15 protein-coding genes and 1 pseudogene are annotated in these 17302 nt (G+C 68.8%); 12 read left to right on the top strand and 4 right to left on the bottom strand.

Annotated elements, in window-relative coordinates; genetic code table 11:
• Positions 1-2 precede the first annotated feature (2 nt).
• From ACEL92_RS16055 to ACEL92_RS16070, 4 genes and pseudogenes are all read left to right on the top strand, one after another.
• Positions 3-77 (top strand): annotated as a pseudogene (locus ACEL92_RS16055) (16S rRNA (guanine(966)-N(2))-methyltransferase RsmD); the annotation flags it as partial.
• Positions 74-1009: an ABC transporter ATP-binding protein gene (locus ACEL92_RS16060; protein ID WP_374021721.1), complete on the top strand. Its 936-nt coding sequence runs from the start codon at positions 74-76 to the stop codon at positions 1007-1009. The pseudogene ACEL92_RS16055 and the gene ACEL92_RS16060, both read left to right, overlap by 4 nt.
• Positions 1006-1785 carry an ABC transporter permease gene (locus ACEL92_RS16065; protein WP_374021722.1) on the top strand — a complete coding sequence of 260 codons (780 nt, stop codon included), beginning with the start codon at positions 1006-1008 and terminating at the stop codon, positions 1783-1785. The genes ACEL92_RS16060 and ACEL92_RS16065 overlap by 4 nt, the downstream gene beginning before the upstream one ends.
• Before the next feature lie 149 nt (positions 1786-1934).
• On the top strand, positions 1935-2870 hold the full coding sequence (locus ACEL92_RS16070) for a heme A synthase (protein WP_374026241.1): 936 nt from the start codon (positions 1935-1937) through the stop codon (positions 2868-2870).
• Here ACEL92_RS16070 and ACEL92_RS16075 read toward each other — a convergent pair.
• Positions 2820-3461 (bottom strand): hypothetical protein, encoded by a 642-nt coding sequence (locus tag ACEL92_RS16075; RefSeq protein ID WP_374021723.1) that lies wholly within the window; start codon positions 3459-3461, stop codon positions 2820-2822. The two genes, ACEL92_RS16070 and ACEL92_RS16075, sit on opposite strands and share 51 nt — an antisense overlap.
• A gap of 19 nt (positions 3462-3480) precedes the next feature.
• Here ACEL92_RS16075 and ACEL92_RS16080 point away from each other — a divergent pair, with 19 nt between their 5' ends.
• Positions 3481-4455, top strand: a complete 975-nt coding sequence (locus ACEL92_RS16080; protein ID WP_374021724.1) for a quinone oxidoreductase — start codon at positions 3481-3483, stop codon at positions 4453-4455.
• Between the two features lie 6 nt (positions 4456-4461).
• On the opposite strand, the gene ACEL92_RS16085 is transcribed toward ACEL92_RS16080, so the two are convergent.
• Entirely contained in the window at positions 4462-5388 is a 927-nt protein-coding gene (locus tag ACEL92_RS16085) for a heme o synthase (protein WP_374021725.1), read from the bottom strand.
• A gap of 259 nt (positions 5389-5647) precedes the next feature.
• On the opposite strand from ACEL92_RS16085, the gene tkt reads away from it, so the two are divergent.
• From tkt to ACEL92_RS16115, 6 genes are all read left to right on the top strand, one after another.
• Positions 5648-7738 (top strand): transketolase, encoded by a 2091-nt coding sequence (tkt, locus tag ACEL92_RS16090; protein WP_374021726.1) that lies wholly within the window; start codon positions 5648-5650, stop codon positions 7736-7738.
• Positions 7739-7753: 15 nt separating this feature from the next.
• Complete coding sequence (tal, locus tag ACEL92_RS16095) at positions 7754-8872, top strand: transaldolase (protein ID WP_374021727.1); 1119 nt, start codon at positions 7754-7756, stop codon at positions 8870-8872.
• On the top strand, positions 8869-10413 hold the full coding sequence (gene zwf / locus ACEL92_RS16100) for a glucose-6-phosphate dehydrogenase (protein ID WP_374021728.1): 1545 nt from the start codon (positions 8869-8871) through the stop codon (positions 10411-10413). The genes tal and zwf overlap by 4 nt, the downstream gene beginning before the upstream one ends.
• A 77-nt stretch (positions 10414-10490) precedes the next feature.
• Entirely contained in the window at positions 10491-11402 is a 912-nt protein-coding gene (opcA, locus tag ACEL92_RS16105; protein ID WP_374021729.1) for a glucose-6-phosphate dehydrogenase assembly protein OpcA, read from the top strand.
• Positions 11399-12148, top strand: a complete 750-nt coding sequence (gene pgl / locus ACEL92_RS16110) for a 6-phosphogluconolactonase (protein ID WP_374021730.1) — start codon at positions 11399-11401, stop codon at positions 12146-12148. The genes opcA and pgl overlap by 4 nt, the downstream gene beginning before the upstream one ends.
• A gap of 27 nt (positions 12149-12175) precedes the next feature.
• Positions 12176-12574 carry an ATPase gene (locus ACEL92_RS16115; RefSeq protein ID WP_374021731.1) on the top strand — a complete coding sequence of 133 codons (399 nt, stop codon included), beginning with the start codon at positions 12176-12178 and terminating at the stop codon, positions 12572-12574.
• Between the two features lie 10 nt (positions 12575-12584).
• Here ACEL92_RS16115 and ACEL92_RS16120 read toward each other — a convergent pair whose 3' ends face one another.
• Positions 12585-13397: a DUF1206 domain-containing protein gene (locus ACEL92_RS16120; protein WP_374021732.1), complete on the bottom strand. Its 813-nt coding sequence runs from the start codon at positions 13395-13397 to the stop codon at positions 12585-12587.
• Positions 13398-13413: 16 nt separating this feature from the next.
• Entirely contained in the window at positions 13414-16221 is a 2808-nt protein-coding gene (ppc, locus tag ACEL92_RS16125; RefSeq protein ID WP_374021733.1) for a phosphoenolpyruvate carboxylase, read from the bottom strand.
• Positions 16222-16421: 200 nt separating this feature from the next.
• Here ppc and ACEL92_RS16130 point away from each other — a divergent pair, with 200 nt between their 5' ends.
• Positions 16422-17282 (top strand): alpha/beta fold hydrolase, encoded by an 861-nt coding sequence (locus ACEL92_RS16130; protein ID WP_374021734.1) that lies wholly within the window; start codon positions 16422-16424, stop codon positions 17280-17282.
• Positions 17283-17302 lie beyond the last annotated feature (20 nt).

Consider the following 17302-nt stretch of genomic DNA (forward strand, 5'->3'; position numbering starts at 1 on the left):
GCCGCGCCGACGACGATGCAGTGGGGGCACCTCCCGCTTGCGGGGGACGAAGCGATGAGGAGGAGCGGCGCTCGTGAGCTCGGACGTTCCTGAGACGGTCGTGCGGCTGCGCGGGGTGACCAAGCGCTACGGATCCACCACGGCCGTCGCCGATCTCGACCTCGAGGTGCACGCCGCCGAAGTGCTGGCGCTGCTGGGGCCCAACGGTGCCGGCAAGACCACGACGGTCGAAATGTGCGAGGGCTTCGTGCGCCCGGACGCCGGCACGATCGAGGTGCTCGGGCTGGACCCGATCGCCGACAACGCCCGCCTGCGCACCCGCATCGGCGTGATGCTGCAGGGCGGCGGCGGGTACCCGTCCGCGCGGGCGGGCGAAATGCTCAACCTGGTCGCCTCCTACGCCGCGGACCCACTGGACCCGGCCTGGCTGCTGGACACCCTCGGCCTCACCGACGCGGCCCGCACCACCTACCGGCGGCTGTCCGGCGGGCAGCAGCAGCGGCTCGCGCTGGCCTGCGCACTGGTCGGCCGCCCCGAACTGGTCTTCCTCGACGAGCCGACGGCGGGCATGGACGCCCACGCCCGGCTGCTGGTCTGGGAGCTGATCGACGCACTGCGCCGCGACGGCGTGACGGTGCTGCTGACCACCCACCAACTCAAGGAAGCCGAGGAGCTGGCCGATCGGCTGGTCATCATCGACCACGGCGCGACCGTCGCCGCCGGCACGCCGACCGAGCTGATGCGCGCCGGCGCAAAGGACGAGCTTCGGTTCACCGCGCCGCCACGGCTCGATCTGTCGCTGCTGACCGCCGCCCTGCCGGAGGACTACAAGGCCTCGGAGGTGACGCCCGGCGAGTACCTGGTCGAGGGCCCGGTCGACCCGCAGGTGCTGGCCACCGTCGCCGCATGGTGCGCACGGATCGACGTGCTGGCCACCGACATGCGCGTCGAGCAGCGCAGCCTCGAAGACGTGTTCCTCGACCTCACCGGCAGGAAGTTGCGGCAGTGACCCAATCGAACGTCTTCCCCGCGGGGACCTTCACCCCCGACCCTAGGCCGAACGCCGTGCCGCGGATGCTGGCCGCGCAGTTCGGCCTCGAGCTCAAGCTGCTGCTGCGCAACGGCGAGCAGCTGCTGCTGACCATGTTCATCCCGATCACGCTTCTGGTCGGGTTGACGCTGTTGCCGTTCGGCTCCTTCGGCCACAACCGCGCCGCCACCTTCGTCCCGGCCATCATGGCCCTCGCGGTGATCTCGACCGCGTTCACCGGGCAGGCCATCGCGGTCGCCTTCGACCGTCGCTACGGCGCGCTCAAGCGGTTGGGCGCGACCCCGCTGCCGGTCTGGGGCATCATCGCCGGCAAGTCGCTGGCCGTGGTCACCGTGGTCTTCCTGCAGGCAATCCTGTTGGGCGCCATCGGGTTTGCGCTCGGCTGGCGGCCCGCGCCGGCCGCGCTGCTGCTCGGCGCCGCGGTCATCGCCCTGGGCACCGCGGGCTTCGCCGCGCTCGGGCTGTTGCTCGGCGGGACGCTGCGCGCCGAGATCGTGCTGGCGGTGGCCAACCTGCTGTGGTTCGTGTTCGCGGGGCTCGGCGCGCTGACCGTGGAAAGCGGGATGATCCCGGCCGGGGTCAAGTGGGCGGCCCGGCTCACCCCGTCGGGCGCGCTCACCGAGGCCCTGTCGCGGGCGATGGTGCTGTCGGTGGACTGGTTCGGCGTCGCCGTCCTGGCGGCGTGGGGGGCGGTCGCGGCGCTGGCCGCGCGGCGCTGGTTCCGCTTCACCTGAGGCGCGGCGGCTCCGGATCCGCGACACGTAAAACCACGGACACGACACGCTGCGGACGTGTGTGGTTTATGGCTCGCGACGCCAGGGCTTACTACAGGGTGTAGTTTTCGTTGGCCTACCATCGGGCCATGCCGGTGGGACGAACGCTGATGCGGCTGGTGGACCTGCTCCCCAGCCCCAGCGTGCGCGTCCAGCGCCTCATCGCCGCGGCCGTCGTCCTCACCCAGGGCGGTATCGCCGTCACCGGGGCGATCGTCCGCGTCACGGCGTCGGGCCTGGGCTGCCCCACCTGGCCGCAGTGCTTCCCGGGCAGCTTCACCCCCGTCGCCCACGCCGAGGTGCCGCGCATCCACCAGGCGGTCGAATTCGGCAACCGCATGATCACCTTTGCGGTGGTCGTCGCGGCGGCGCTGGCCGTGCTGGCCGTGATCCGGGCCCGGCGCCGCACCGAGGTGCTGGTCTACGCGTGGCTGATGCCGGTGTCGACGGTAGTGCAGGCGGTCATCGGCGGCATCACCGTGCGCACCGGGCTGCTGTGGTGGACGGTCGCCATCCACCTGCTCACCTCGATGACAATGGTGTGGCTGTCGGTGCTGCTCTACGTCAAGATCGGCGAGCCCGACGAAGGCGTGACGCGCCGGCGGGTCCCCCGGCCGCTGCGCGCCCTGACGGCGCTGATCGGGCTGGACCTGGCCGTGGTGTTGGTCACCGGCACGCTGGTGACGGCCGCCGGCCCGCACGCGGGTGACCGCAGCCCCACCCGGACCGTGCCCCGGCTCAAGGTCGCGGTCGACACCCTGGTCCACGCGCACTCCTCGCTGCTGGTCGCCTACCTCGCCCTGCTGATCGGACTGGGCTTCGGGCTGCTGGCGGTGCACGCCGCCCGGCCCATCCTGCGACGGTTGATCGTGTTGCTCGGCCTGGTCTGCGCACAGGCCGCCGTCGGCACCGCCCAGTACTTCACGGGGGTGCCCGCCGCGCTGGTCGCCCTGCACGTGGCCGGGGCGGCGGCGTGCACCGCGGCCACCGCGGCGCTATGGGCGTCGATGCGAGAACGGGCCCAGCCCGAGCCGTTCGCAGGCTGACTCCACGGCCAGCGCGAAGTCGCGCTGGGCGCGCTCGCGGTCGTCGGCGCGCAGGTGCCGCCAGCCCAGCGACGGCGCGACGAGGTCGAGCCCGACCAGCCGTCCCTCGGCGAGGTCGGCGCGCGCGTACAGGAGGTCGCGTGCGGCGATGCCGGTGCGGTCGGCGGCGGCCGCCAGCGCGGCGTAACCGACGTCCCACGACTCGAAGTCCGGCTCGACCGGCCAGGCGTGTGACTGCTTGCCGCCGAGAAAGACCAACGCCGCCCGCGCCGTCCCGCCCGCGAGCGTCGGCACCCCGGCGGCCGCCAGGTCGCTCAGATACCGCTCAGCGAGGTTCCACGCGACCGCGTCCGGCGGGTTGAGCAGGTGGCGCACCCGCCGCGTCCAGCCGAGGAACTCGTCGCTGCGGTCCGCGGAGGCACGCAGAATCACCAGGTCGGCGCCGAGGGTCTCGGGATCGTCCCAGGACAGCCAGCGCGCGTGCAGCCCACGGGTGCGCAGCGCCGGCAGCAGGCCGGCGTCGTCGGGGTGGCGCGGACCACCCGCCAGCACGATGCGGGGATGGAAGATGTCCGGACGGGCGAGTTTCATGCCCGGGCATGATATCCACATGCACGCAATCGAAGTCAGCGAAAACGGTGGTCCCGAAGTCCTGCGCTATGTCGACGTCCCCGAGCCCACGCCCGGCCCGGGCGAGCTCTTGATCAAGGCCGAGGCGATCGGCGTCAACTACATCGACACCTACTTCCGCTCCGGGCAGTACCCGCGCGAGGTGCCGTTCGTCCTCGGCCAGGAGACCGCCGGCACCGTCGTCGCCACCGGCGACGGGGTCGACGGCTTCCGCGAGGGCGACCGGGTGGGCACCGCCGCGGCGTCGGGCGCTTACGCAGAATTCGCCACCGCCCCAGCGGCTTTGACCGCCAAGGTGCCCGATGGCGTGACGTCCGAGGTGGCCGCCTCGGTGATGCTGAAGGGCCTGACCGCGCATTATCTGCTGACGTCGGTGTATTCGGTCAAGAGCGGGGACACCGTGCTGGTGCACGCGGGCGCCGGCGGGGTCGGGCTGATCCTGACGCAGTGGGCCACGTTGCTCGGGGCGCGGGTCATCACGACGGTCTCCACCCCGGAGAAGGAGCGGATGTCCAGGGAGGCCGGCGCCGCCGAGGTGCTCTCCTACCCCGACGACCCGGGCGAATTCGGCCAGCAGATTCGCGAATTGACGCGAGGCGACGGGGTGGCCGCGGTTTACGACGGCGTCGGCGCGACCACCTTCGACGCCAGCCTCGCCAGCCTCGCCGTGCGAGGCACCCTGGCGCTGTTCGGCGCCGCCAGCGGACCCGTTCCCCCGTTCGACCCGCAGCGCCTCAACGCCGCCGGGTCGGTGTTCCTGACCCGCCCGTCGCTGGCGCACTTCATCCGCACCGGCGACGAGTTCCATTGGCGCGCAGGCGAACTATTCGACGCGATCGCCGGCGGCGGCATCACCATCGAGGTCGGCGGCCGCTACCCGCTCGCCGAAGCGGCGCGCGCACACCAGGATCTGCAGGGCCGCAAGACGACCGGATCGATCGTGTTGCTGCCGTAGGGCCGACTAGAGCAGCGTCGGCAGCGCGATCACCGAGTCAACCGCCAGCGCGCAGAACACCACCGCCAGGTAGTTGTTCGATTGCAGGAACAACCGCAGCGGCTTGACCGGCTCGCCGGCGCGGACCCCCGCGTAGAGCTGGTGGGCCATCGCCAGGAACCACACGCCGGCCACCACGGCGACCGCCGCGTAGAGCCAGCCGGCGGCCAGCGCCAGCGCCAGCGTCGCTGCCACCGTCAGCCAGGTGTAGATGAGGATCTGCTTGGTGACCTGACGCTCGGTCGCCACGGCGGGCAGCATCGGCACGCCGGCCGCCTTGTAGTCGTCCTTGTACCGCATGGCCAGCGCCCAGGTGTGCGGCGGCGTCCAGAAGAAGATGATCGCGAACATCACCAGCGCGGGCCAGCCGATGGTGCCGGTGACCGCCGACCAGCCGATCATCACCGGCATGCAACCGGCGGCACCGCCCCACACAACGTTCTGCGACGTGCGCCGCTTGAGCAGCAGCGTGTAGACGAACACGTAGAAGGCGATCGTGGCGAGCGCCAGCAGACCCGACAGCAGGTTCGTCGTCCACCACAGCCAGAAGAACGAGCCGACGCTGAGCACCAAACCCAGCACCAACGCGTTTCGCGTCGGCACCGCGGCGCGAGCCAGCGGCCGGCGCGCAGTGCGCTTCATCACCTTGTCGATGTCCGCGTCGGCCACGCAGTTGAGCGTGTTGGCGCCCCCGGCGGCCAGCATCCCGCCGATCAACGTGTTGAGGATCAGCAGCGGGTTCACGACGCCGCGGTGGGCGAGCAGCATGGCGGGTATCGCGGTCACCAGCAACAGCTCGATGACCCGCGGCTTAGTCAGCGCCAAGTACGCCAGCACCGTGCTCTGTACTCGGCTCGGTACCTGGCTCGGGGCGACGCGCCCGCGAACGCTCACGCAATAACTCCTTGGGGTCGCAGCAGCGCGCACGATCTACTACGCACGATGGTAGACCGCGGGCCGGTGCCGGCCTGCCCGCAGGGTCCAATCAAGGCATACTTCTCCGAAGATTTCCGGACTGAATGTTACGGGTCGACGGCCACCGCGTTATTTTCACACCAGCCGGCGGCGGGTACCCGAAATCCAGCGATGCAAGAGCCGGCCCTCCCGCACTAGGGTGGGATTGATCAGCTCGATAACCCCAAGGACTGAGTCTGTGACCACACTCGAAGAGATCTCCACGCTGACCCAACCGCACCTCCCCGACGACTGGTCCGAGATCGACTCGGCCGCCGTCGACACGATTCGGGTGCTGGCCGCCGACGCGGTGCAAAAGGTCGGCAACGGACATCCCGGAACCGCGATGAGCCTGGCCCCCCTGGCGTACACGCTCTTCCAGCGCACGATGCGACACGATCCCAGCGACACCTACTGGCTGGGTCGCGACCGCTTCGTGCTGTCCTGCGGGCACAGCAGCCTCACGCTGTACATCCAGCTGTACCTGGGCGGGTTCGGCCTGGAGCTCTCCGACATCGAGTCGCTGCGCACATGGGGATCCAAGACACCTGGGCACCCGGAGTTCCGGCACACCAAGGGTGTTGAGATCACGACGGGTCCGCTCGGCCAGGGTCTTGCGTCGGCTGTCGGCATGGCGATGGCGTCGCGCTATGAGCGCGGGCTGTTCGACCCGGACGCCGCCCCGGGCGCCAGCCCGTTCGACCACTTCATCTACGTGATCGCCTCCGACGGCGATATCGAGGAGGGCGTCACATCGGAAGCCTCGTCGCTGGCCGGCGTCCAGCAGCTGGGCAACCTGATCGTCTTCTACGACCGCAACCAGATTTCGATCGAGGACGACACCAACATCGCGCTGTGCGAGGACACCGCCGCGCGCTATGAGGCCTATGGCTGGCACGTACAACGCGTCGAAGGCGGCGAGAACGTGGTCGGCATCGAGGAGGCCATCGCCAACGCCAAGGCCGTCACCGACCGGCCGTCGTTCATCGAGTTGCGCACCATCATCGGCTACCCCGCGCCGAAGTTGATGAACACCGGCAAGGCGCACGGCGCGGCGCTGGGCGACGAGGAGGTCGCCGCCGTCAAGGAGATCCTGGGCTTCGACCCGGGCAAGAACTTCGAGGTGCGCGACGAGGTCATCGCCCACACCCGCAAGCTGGTGGACCGGGGCAAGGAGGCCCACGAGAAGTGGCAGGCGGACTTCGACGCCTGGGCGGAGCGCGAACCCGCCCGCAAGGCGCTGCTGGACCGGTTGACCGCAGAAGAGCTGCCCGACGGCTGGGACGCCGACCTGCCGCACTGGGAGCCGGGCTCCGACGCGATAGCGACCCGCAAGGCGTCCAACGAGGTGCTCAACGCGGTGGGACCAAAGCTGCCCGAGCTGTGGGGCGGTTCGGCCGACCTGGCCGGCAGCACCAACACCACCATCAAGGGCGCCGACTCGTTTGGGCCGCCGTCGATCTCAACGAAGGAATACACCACTCACTGGTATGGGCGGACCCTCCATTTCGGCGTCCGCGAACACGCGATGGGCGCCATTCTGTCCGGCATCGTGCTGCACGGCCCAACCCGCGCTTATGGCGCCACCTTCCTGCAGTTCTCGGACTACATGCGCCCGGCGGTGCGACTGGCCGCGCTGATGGACATCGACACCATCTATGTGTGGACGCACGATTCGATCGGGCTCGGCGAGGACGGCCCGACCCATCAGCCGATCGAGCACCTCTCCGCGCTGCGCGCCATCCCCAAGATGTCGGTGGTGCGGCCGGCCGACGCCAACGAGACCGCGTACGCCTGGCGCACGATCCTGGCCCGCGGCAACGGCAGCGGCCCGGTCGGGCTGATCCTGACCCGCCAGGGCGTGCCTATCCTGGAGGGCACCGACGCCGAGGGTGTGGCCCGGGGCGGCTACATCCTGGGTGACGAAGGGGTCGAGGATCCCGACGTCGTGCTGATCGCCACCGGCTCCGAGGTCCAGCTGGCGGTCGAGGCCCAGAAGTTGTTGGGCGACAAGGACATTGTCGCGCGGGTGGTGTCGATGCCGTGCGTGGAATGGTTCGAGTCGCAGCCCGAGGACTACCGCGACAGCGTGCTGCCCCCGTCGGTGTCGGCCCGGGTGGCCGTCGAGGCGGGCGTCGCGCAGTCCTGGCACAAGCTCGTCGGCGACACCGGTCGCATCGTCTCGATCGAGCACTACGGCGAATCCGCCGATTACAAGACTTTGTTCCGTGAGTTCGGTTTCACCGCAGAAGCCGTCGCGGCCGCCGCGGAACAGGTAGTGGACAACTGAGAAAGGGTAATCCACATGACTCAGAACCCTAACCTCGCGGCGCTGTCCGCCGCGGGCGTATCCGTGTGGCTGGACGACCTGTCGCGCCAGCGGTTGCAATCGGGCAACCTGAAGGAGCTCATCGACACCAAAAGCGTTGTGGGAGTGACGACCAACCCGTCGATCTTCCAGAAGGCGCTGGCCGACAGCGACACCTACAACGACCAGATCTCCGAGTTGGCCGAGCGCGGCGCCGACGTGGACGCCACGATCCGCACGGTCACCACCGACGACGTGCGTAACGCCTGTGACGTGCTGCGTCCGCAGTGGGAGGCCTCCGACGGGGTCGACGGCCGGGTCTCCATCGAGGTCGACCCGCGCCTGGCCGCCGAGACCGACAAGACCACCGCGCAGGCCGTCGAGCTGTGGAAGATCGTCGACCGGCCCAACCTGTTCATCAAGATCCCGGCGACCAAGGCCGGGATTCCGGCCATCACCGCCGTTCTCGCCGAAGGGATCTCGGTCAACGTCACCCTCATCTTCTCCGTCGAGCGGCACCGCCAGGTGATGGACGCCTACCTGGCCGGCCTGGAGAAGGCCCGCGAGGCGGGACACGACCTGTCCAAGATCCATTCCGTCGCTTCGTTTTTCGTGTCCCGGGTGGACACCGAGGTGGACAAGCGTCTGGAGAAGATCGGGTCACAGGAAGCGCTGGCGCTGCGCGGACAGGCCGGGGTGGCCAACGCCCGGCTGGCCTACGCGGCCTACCAGGAGGTCTTCGAGGGCGGCGATCGCTTCGAGGCACTCAAGGGCAGCGGGGCCCGCGTGCAGCGCCCGCTGTGGGCGTCGACCGGGGTCAAGAACCCGGACTACTCCGACACCCTGTACGTCACCGAGCTGGTCGCGCCGAACACGGTGAACACCATGCCGGAAAAGACGCTCGAGGCCGTGGCCGACCACGGCGAGATCAAGGGTGACACCGTCACCGGCACCGCGTCGGCGGCCCAGGAAGTGTTCGACAAGCTGGCCGGAGTCGGGATCGACCTGACCGACGTGTTCGTCGTTCTGGAGAACGAGGGCGTGGAGAAGTTCGTGGAGTCGTGGACCGAGCTGCTGGAGGAGACACAGAAGCAGCTGGGTTCCGCCTCGAAATGAGTCCGGCTCGCACCGCCGAACAATGGCATAACCCGTTACGGGACAAGCGCGACAAGCGGCTGCCGAGGATCGCCGGCCCGTGCGGCATGGTGATCTTCGGGGTCACCGGTGATCTCGCCCGCAAGAAGGTGATGCCGGCCATCTACGACCTGGCCAACCGCGGCCTGCTGCCGCCGAGCTTCTCGCTGGTGGGATTCGCGCGCCGGGACTGGGAAACCCAGGACTTCCGCAAGGTGGTCTACCAGGCCGTCAAGGATCACTGCCGCACACCGTTCCGGGAGGAGAATTGGGAGCGGCTGGCCGAGGGATTCCGGTTCGTGCCAGGGTCTTTCGATGACGACGCGTCGTTCGGTCGGCTGGCCGAAACCCTGGACAAGCTGGACGCCGAGCGGGGCACCGGCGGCAATCACGCGTTCTACCTGGCGATCCCGCCGAAGTCCTTCCCGGTGGTGTGCGACCAGCTGCACAAGTCCGGATTGGCGCGCCCGCAGGGCGACCGCTGGAGCCGGGTGGTCATCGAGAAACCCTTCGGGCACGACCTGGAGAGCGCGCAGGACCTCAACCGCGCGGTCAACGCCGTCTTCCCGGAGGAGGCGGTGTTTCGCATCGACCACTATCTGGGCAAGGAGACGGTGCGCAACATCCTGGCGTTGCGCTTCGCCAACCAGTTGTTCGACCCGATCTGGAACGCGCACTACGTCGACCACGTGCAGATCACCATGGCCGAGGACATCGGATTGGGCGGGCGCGCCGGCTATTACGACGGCATCGGGGCCGCCCGCGACGTCATCCAGAACCACCTGATGCAGCTGTTGGCGCTCACCGCGATGGAAGAGCCGGTCAGCTTCAACCCGTCGGCGTTGCAGACCGAGAAGATCAAGGTGCTTTCGGCGACCCAACTCGCCCAGCCGCTGGACGAGACCACCAGCCGCGGCCAGTACACCGGCGGCTGGCAGGGTGGCGAGAAGGTCGTCGGCCTGCTCGACGAGGAGGGGTTCGCCAAGGACTCCACCACCGAGACGTTCGCCGCCATCACGCTGGAGGTGGACACCCGCCGCTGGGCCGGTGTGCCGTTCTACCTGCGGACCGGAAAACGCCTGGGCCGCAGGGTCACCGAGATCGCGCTGGTCTTCAAGCGGGCGCCGCACCTGCCGTTCGACGCCACCATGACCGACGAACTGGGCGCCAACGCACTGGTCATCCGGGTGCAGCCCGACGAGGGCATCACCCTGCGTTTCGGGTCCAAGGTGCCGGGAACCGCGATGGAGGTCCGCGACGTCAACATGGACTTCTCCTACGGCTCAGCGTTCGCCGAGGAGTCACCGGAGGCCTACGAGCAGCTGATCCTCGACGTGCTGCTGGGCGAGCCCTCCCTGTTCCCGGTCAACGAAGAGGTCGAATTGGCTTGGCAGATATTGGATCCCGTCCTGGATTACTGGGCGGCCGACGGCAAGCCCGAGCCGTACGAGGCGGGCACCTGGGGTCCGGAGTCCGCGTTCGAGATGCTGCGCCGGACCGGGCGTGAATGGCGGCGGCCCTAAATGATCCGCGCCGTCGACAATGCACAACGAAGTGATGCTGCGGGGGCACCGCCCGCCTGCGGGGGAGAGTGGGGCGCATGATCATCGACATGCCGGACACCACCACCACGGCGGTCAACAAGAGGCTCGAGGAACTGCGGGAGAAGGTCGGCGCCGTGACGATGGGCCGGGTGCTCACGCTCATCATCGCGCCGGACAGCGACGCCATCCTCGAGGAATCGATCGAGGCGGCCAACAACGCCAGCCACGAGCACCCCAGCCGGGTCATCGTGACGATGCGGGGCGACCCGTACGCCGACAAGCCGCGCCTGGACGCGCAGTTGCGGGCCGGCGGCGACACCGGCGCCACCGAGGTGGTGATCCTCAACCTGTCCGGGGCGCTGGCCGGGCACGCCGCCAGCGTCGTGACCCCGTTCCTACTCCCCGACATCCCGGTGGTGGCGTGGTGGCCCGACATCGCCCCGGCCGTGCCCGCCCAGGACCCGTTGGGCAAGTTGGCAATTCGGCGTATCACCGATGCCACCAACGGAACCGATCCGCTGGCGGCGATCAAGGGCCGGCTGCCCGGCTACACCGCCGGCGACACCGACCTGGCCTGGGCCCGCATCACCTATTGGCGGGCACTGCTCACCTCCGCGGTCGACCTGGCGCCCCACGAGCCGATCGAGTCGGCCCTGGTGTCCGGATTGAAAACCGAACCGGCGCTTGACGTCCTCGCGGGCTGGCTGGCCAGCCGCATCGATGGCCCGGTGCGCCGGGCGGTCGGCGAGCTCAAGGTGGAACTCGCGCGCAAGAGCGAGACCATCGTCTTGAGCCGGCCCCAGCAGGGCAGGACGGCAACTCTGAGCCGCACCGCCAAGCCGGATGCCCTGCTTCCCTTGGCGCGCAGGGAAACCGGCGAGTGCCTCGCCGAGGATCTGCGGCGGCTTGATCCCGACGAGATTTACCAGACAGCGTTAGAAGGCATTGAGAAAGTGCAGTACGTGTGAGCACCATCATCGAAGTTTTCCCGGAGACCAAGGCGCTGGTCGAGGCCGCGGCCAACCGATTGGCGGAGAGCATCCGCAACGCCGTGGCGGCCCGGGACCGGGCGCTCGTGGTGCTGACCGGCGGCGGTAACGGCATCGGGCTGCTCGAGTCGCTGGCGCACTTCGAGATCGCCTGGCCCAAGGTGCACCTGTTCTGGGGCGACGAACGCTACGTCCCCGAGGACGACGACGAGCGCAACGACAAGCAGGCGCGTGCGGCGTTGCTGGACCGGATCGACATCCCGTCCAGCCACGTGCACGCGATGCCGGCCAGCGACGGCGAATTCGGCACCGATCTCGCCGCCGCGGCGCTGGCCTACGAACAACTGCTGGCGGCCAACGCCGAACCCGGCCAACCGGCGCCGAACTTCGACGTGCACCTGCTGGGCATGGGGCCCGAAGGTCACATCAACTCCCTGTTCCCGGACACTCCGGCCGTGCTGGAGACCGGCCGCATGGTGGTGCCGGTCGAGGACTCCCCCAAGCCGCCGCCGCAGCGAATTACCTTGACGCTGCCCGCGGTTCAGCGTTCGCGTGAGGTCTGGCTGATGGTGTCCGGGGCTTCGAAGGCCGACGCCGTGGCGGCGGCCATCGGTGGCGCCCCGCCCGTCTCGGTGCCGGCGGCCGGGGCGATCGGCCAGGAAACCACGCTGTGGCTGCTCGACGAGGAGGCCGCGGCCAAACTTCCCCCGGGTCAGCGAAGCTAGTTTCTCACCCGGTGGGTCCGGGTGATAATGACGGGCATGGCAGACAGAACCGTGCGCGGTGGGCAAGAGCGAAGCCGGCTCAAGACCCTCACCCAGGCTGCGTTGAACGCCGACAAGACGGTTGAGCAGGTCGAAGACGTGCTCGACGGCCTGAGCACGACGATGAAAGAGCTGAACACGTCGCTGTCCGCCCTGAACGCCACGGTCGAGCGCATGGAGAGCGGCCTGGACCACCTGGACGGCACCCTGTCGCGGCTGGACGATCTGGCGCGGCGCCTGATCGTCCTGGTCGAGCCCGTCGAGGCCATCGTCGGGCGGATCGACGACATGGTCAAAGTCGGCGAGGTGATGATGACGCCGCTGTCCATGACCGAGCACGCCGTGCGCGGCGTGGTGGACCGGCTGCGCAACCGCGCGGTTCAATAGCGGTCGGCCGCTACATCTTGGTCGACCGGGCCATCACGAAGCTGTACAGCCCGTAGGTGATGATCCCTAGCCCGGCCGCGATCAGCAGCGCCGCCCCGAAGTGCTGGGACCCGAGGGTCTTCAGCGCCCCGTCGAGGCCGGTGGCCTTCTTCGGCTCCGAGCGGCACGCGGCCACGATCACCAGCGCGCCCGTCAGGGTGATCACGATCCCCTTGCCGATATACCCGGCCACGCCGAGGCGGCGCACCCAGTCACCGGACTTGCCGCGGAGGTCGTCGACGAAATTGCGGCTGGCGCCCTTGTAGATGTGGTAGCAACCGACCGCGACGATGACCGCGCCGCACGCGATCAGCGCCGCGGTGCCGCCGGCCGTGGCCATCAGGCGCGCGCTGATGCCCGAATTCTGTTGATCCGCAGCCCTGCCCGCGCCGCGGGCGAATCCGAACGCGGAATACGCGAAAGCCAGGTAGACCGCCGCCAGGCCCAACGCCTTCAGCCGCGACGACGCATCCGACGACGAGCCGTCCGACTCACGGTCGCATGATCGGCCGAGGAAGCATTCGACGAGCCGCCACAGGCCCATCGCCAACAGGGCGGCGGTGGCGATCCAGAGCGCGACCGGGCCGCCCGGCTTGGTCGCCAGCGTCGCGAGGGCGCCGGTTTGGTCGGCGGTGCCGCCGTCCCCGCATGCGACCCGAATCGCGAGGTAGCCGACGATCAGGTGCAGGATCCCGTTGACGACGAACCCGACCCGGGCTAGTCGTTCGAAGATGCCGTTCTGGGCCACCTGAGCGGCGCTGACGGGCGACGCGACGTCGGACATGGCTTACGAATGCCCGTCACCCGCTGTTCCGTAACGCGCTGGCCAATCCGTTCATCGTCAGCAGGATGCCGCGTTGCACCAACTCGTTGTCGTCGCCGGAGCGGTAGCGGCGCAGCAATTCCACCTGAAGGTGGTTCAGCGGCTCCAGGTAGGGGAAGCGGTTGAACACCGAACGCGCCAGCGCGGGGTTGTCGGCGAGCAGGTCGTCCTGACCCGTGATGAGTTTGTGCATCGCGATGGTTCGCCGGTGCTCGTCCACGATCTTGCCGAACACCCGGTCCCGCAGTTCCTCGTCGTCGACCAGCTCCGCGTAGCGGGCCGCCAGGCCGAGGTCGCTCTTGGCCAGCACCTGGGCCATGTTGGACAGGACGCTGCGGAAGAACGGCCACCGCTCGTAGAGCTCGTGCAGGATCGCCACCCGCTCGTCTTTGCTTTCCGGGCCCGCCGCGATCCACTGCTCGAACGCGGACCCGGTGCCGTACCACCCGGGAAGCATGACCCGCGACTGGCTCCAGGCCAGCACCCAGGGGATGGCGCGCAGGTCGGAGATCGACGAGGTGGGTTTGCGTGACGTCGGCCGGCTGCCGATGTTCAGCGAACCGATCTCACTGACCGGGGTGGAGGCCGTGAAGTACTCGACGAAACCCGGTGTGTCGTGGACCAATTCGGCGTAGGCGCGTTGCGCCAGGGTGGCCACTTCGTCGAGCACCGCGTAGGCGGGCTCCGCGGCGTCGCCCAGGCCTTCGACGTCGAGCAGAGTCGACTCCAGCGTCGCGGCTACCAAGCTCTCCAGGTTGCGCCGCGCCACCTGCGGCTCGGCGTACTTGGCGGCGATCACCTCACCCTGCTCGGTGAGCCGCAGTGAGCCGTTCACGGCGCCGGGCGGCTGCGCCAGGATGGCCTGATAGCTCGGGCCGCCCCCGCGGCCGACGGTGCCGCCGCGACCGTGGAAGAGCCGCAGTCGGATTCCCGCTTTGCGGGCCACCTCGACCAAAGCCAGCTCGGCGCGGTAGACCGCCCAGCTGGAGGCCAGGTAACCGCCGTCCTTGTTGGAATCGGAATAGCCGAGCATCACCTCTTGGCAACCGCCCTGGGCGTCGACGACCGCCCGGTACAGCGGAAGCTCCAGCATCGCGTGCAGGATGTCCGCCCCGTTGTGCAGATCGTCGATCGTCTCGAAGAGCGGCGAGATGGCCACCGGGCAATACGGTTCCGGTCGGGAAGCGTCCAGCAGCCCAGCCTCTTTCAGCAGGATCGCCACCTCCAAGACGTCGGACACCGAGCGGCACATCGAGATGACGTAGTTCGGGACGGCGGCCGGGCCGTAGCGCTCGACGGCATGCGTCGCGGCGCCGATCACCTCGAGCTCCTTGCGCGCCAGGTCGGACAGTTGCGCGCGGTCACCGACCAGTGGACGGCGGGTGCCCAGTTCGTCCGCCAGCAGCGCGACCCGCTCGTCCTCGGGCAGTGCAACGTAGTCCGGGTGCACCCCGGCCCACGCCAGCAGCTCCCCCACCACCTCTTCGTGCACGTCGGAGTTCTGCCGAAGGTCGAGACCGCTCAAGTGAAAGCCGAAGACGCTCACGCCTTCTCGCAGCAGCGCCAGGCGGTCCTCCGCGAGCAGCGCGCCGCCGTGGGCGCGCAGCGACTCGTCGATCGTGTCGAGGTCCGCCCGGAGCTCGGCCGGCGTGGAATACGGCGCCAGGCCGAGGTCCAGTTCGTGCTGCGGTTCCCGGTCCAGGATCTCGGCGCTCGTCGCGGTGAGTCGGGCCCGGATCACCCGCACCGCCCGCCGGTACGGCTCGTCGGCGCGGGCCTCCTCGGCGCAACCCTCGGCCAGTTCGGCCAGCGCGGGGGTGACGGGGACGAGGCGCGCCGACATGGACAGGTCCTGCTCGAGGGCGACGAGCTCTTCCAGGTAGTGCGACAGCGCGGTGAACGCGGCGCTGCCGGTGGCCTGGCGGACCACGTCGCCCGTGACGTTCGGGTTGCCGTCGCGGTCGCCGCCGATCCAGGAACCGGGCCGCAGGATCGGCGCGGCGAGCAGATCGGTGTCGGGCCAGCGGTTGCGCAGGGCATCCCGCACCTCGGCGTTGACCTGCGGGATGACCTGGAAGAACGCCGCCGCGTAGTAGCGCAACCCGACCTCGATCTCGTCGGTGATCTGCAGCCGGGACAACCGGATCAGTGCGGTCTGCCACAGGGTAAGCACCTGGCGGCGCAACTCTCGCTCGATGTCGCGGCCGTCGTCGGTTTCGGTGTGCCCCTCCGCGTGCAACCGCATCAGCTGGGTGATCCGGTGCTGGGTGACGAAGACGGTGCGCCGCCGGGTTTCGGTGGGGTGGGCGGTGATCACCGGGGAGATCAGGGCCCCGCGCAGCGCGGCGGCGACCGTGGCCGAATCGAGTTCGGCCTCGTCGAGTTTCGCGTACGTCGCGGCCAGGCTGCTGTCCTGCGGTGGCTCGCCGGCGGCGACGTGGATCGCACGGCGGCGCTCCCGGTGGATGTCCTCGGCCACGTTGGCCAGCAGCGCGAAGTGGCTGAAGGCGCGGATGACCGGGATCGCCTGGTGAATGTCGATGCCGTCGAACATCCGGGCCAGCTCGGCGCGGTCGATCTCGGAGCGGCGCACCCGAAACGATTCGACCCGGGCGCGTTCGACGAGGTCGAAAACCTCGTCACCGTTCTGTTCGCGCACGGTGTCGCCGAGGATGGTGCCCAATAGCCTGATGTCGGCGCGCATCGGCTCGGTCGCCTCGCGACCGACCAGCGTCCGTTGCACGGCGCCGATCGGTTCGAGCGCGATGTCGGAAACGTCAACCATGTGTCCCAGTATCGGCGCGGATCACTTGGTCCGCCCGTCGACGGGTCAGGGTTGGTATAGCAGGCCAAAAAAAGAACCGAAGACACCGAGGCCACCTCGGCCCGAACGTGGTGATGGTCATTTGACGGATACCCGCGCCGGGCGAGCGCTGCCAGCCTAATGGGCAGTGTGATCGATGTAACCACCAGAGAGGCAGACATATGACGCCCTTAGACCAACCGGGCACCGCATTTGCCCCGAACCTGAGCGTTGAGGTGAGCGGTGACACGTTTGCCTACCGCCGCTTCGGAACCTGGTCCGGGGTCGTGCCGCCGTTGGTGCTGCTGCAGCATTTTCGCGGCAATCTGGACTATTGGGATCCGTCCCTGCTCGACGTGCTGGCTGCCGACCGTGAGGTAATCACGGTAGACTTGCGCGGTGTCGGCGCCTCCACCGGTGCGACACCGGGCACCGTAGGCGCGATGGTCGCGGACGCGTTGGCGTTCATCGACGAGCTCGGTCTTAAATCGATTGATTTGCTTGGGTTTTCCCTCGGTGGGCATCTCGCCCAAGAGATCGCCTTGGTGCGCCCCCGACTGCCTCGCCGGCTAGTACTGGCCGGGACGGCACCGCAAGGCGCTCCCGATCTGCATCGCTGGTCAGATGACGTGTATCGCTGGGCCTGCGCCGATGAGATCACACCGGAAGGCTTTCTCTCACTGTTCTTTTCGGGATCAGACGCCAGCGTGAAACGGGGTTGGGAGTATCTGGCGCGCACCCACACGCGGACGGAGGACCGCGATCAGGAAACCACCCTGGCCTGTCGTGACGCCCAGTACCAGGCTTTGATGACCTGGGGCATCCCGGAGTCGGCCAAGCTGGAGCGGCTTTCCGCGATCACACAGCCGACGCTGGTTGCCAATGGCGATAACGACACCATGATGTCAACAAAGAACACCTATCTGCTGGCCGAGGCGATTCGCGGTGCTCAGCTTCGCATCTACCCCGATGCTGGGCATGGATTCCTGGACCAGTATCCGGTCGAGTTCGGGCAGCATATCTGTCATTTCCTGGGCCATTGAGGCACTCGATACCGCAGGTA

It is taken from the genome of Mycobacterium hainanense (assembly GCF_041890355.1).
Classification (GTDB): Bacteria; Actinomycetota; Actinomycetes; order Mycobacteriales; family Mycobacteriaceae; genus Mycobacterium; species Mycobacterium hainanense.

Excerpts from the sequence above, each read along its gene's own strand:
- ACEL92_RS16070 (WP_374026241.1), top strand. The coding sequence starts at position 1,935 with ATGCGGCTGGTGGACCTGCTCCCCAGCCCCAGCGTGCGCGTCCAGCGC.
- ACEL92_RS16075 (WP_374021723.1), bottom strand. The coding sequence starts at position 3,461 with ATGAAACTCGCCCGTCCGGACATCTTCCATCCCCGCATCGTGCTGGCG.
- ACEL92_RS16080 (WP_374021724.1), top strand. The coding sequence starts at position 3,481 with ATGCACGCAATCGAAGTCAGCGAAAACGGTGGTCCCGAAGTCCTGCGC.
- tal (WP_374021727.1), top strand. The coding sequence starts at position 7,754 with ATGACTCAGAACCCTAACCTCGCGGCGCTGTCCGCCGCGGGCGTATCC.
- zwf (WP_374021728.1), top strand. The coding sequence starts at position 8,869 with ATGAGTCCGGCTCGCACCGCCGAACAATGGCATAACCCGTTACGGGAC.
- opcA (WP_374021729.1), top strand. The coding sequence starts at position 10,491 with ATGATCATCGACATGCCGGACACCACCACCACGGCGGTCAACAAGAGG.
- ACEL92_RS16115 (WP_374021731.1), top strand. The coding sequence starts at position 12,176 with ATGACGGGCATGGCAGACAGAACCGTGCGCGGTGGGCAAGAGCGAAGC.
- ACEL92_RS16120 (WP_374021732.1), bottom strand. The coding sequence starts at position 13,397 with ATGTCCGACGTCGCGTCGCCCGTCAGCGCCGCTCAGGTGGCCCAGAAC.
- ppc (WP_374021733.1), bottom strand. The coding sequence starts at position 16,221 with ATGGTTGACGTTTCCGACATCGCGCTCGAACCGATCGGCGCCGTGCAA.
- ACEL92_RS16130 (WP_374021734.1), top strand. The coding sequence starts at position 16,422 with ATGACGCCCTTAGACCAACCGGGCACCGCATTTGCCCCGAACCTGAGC.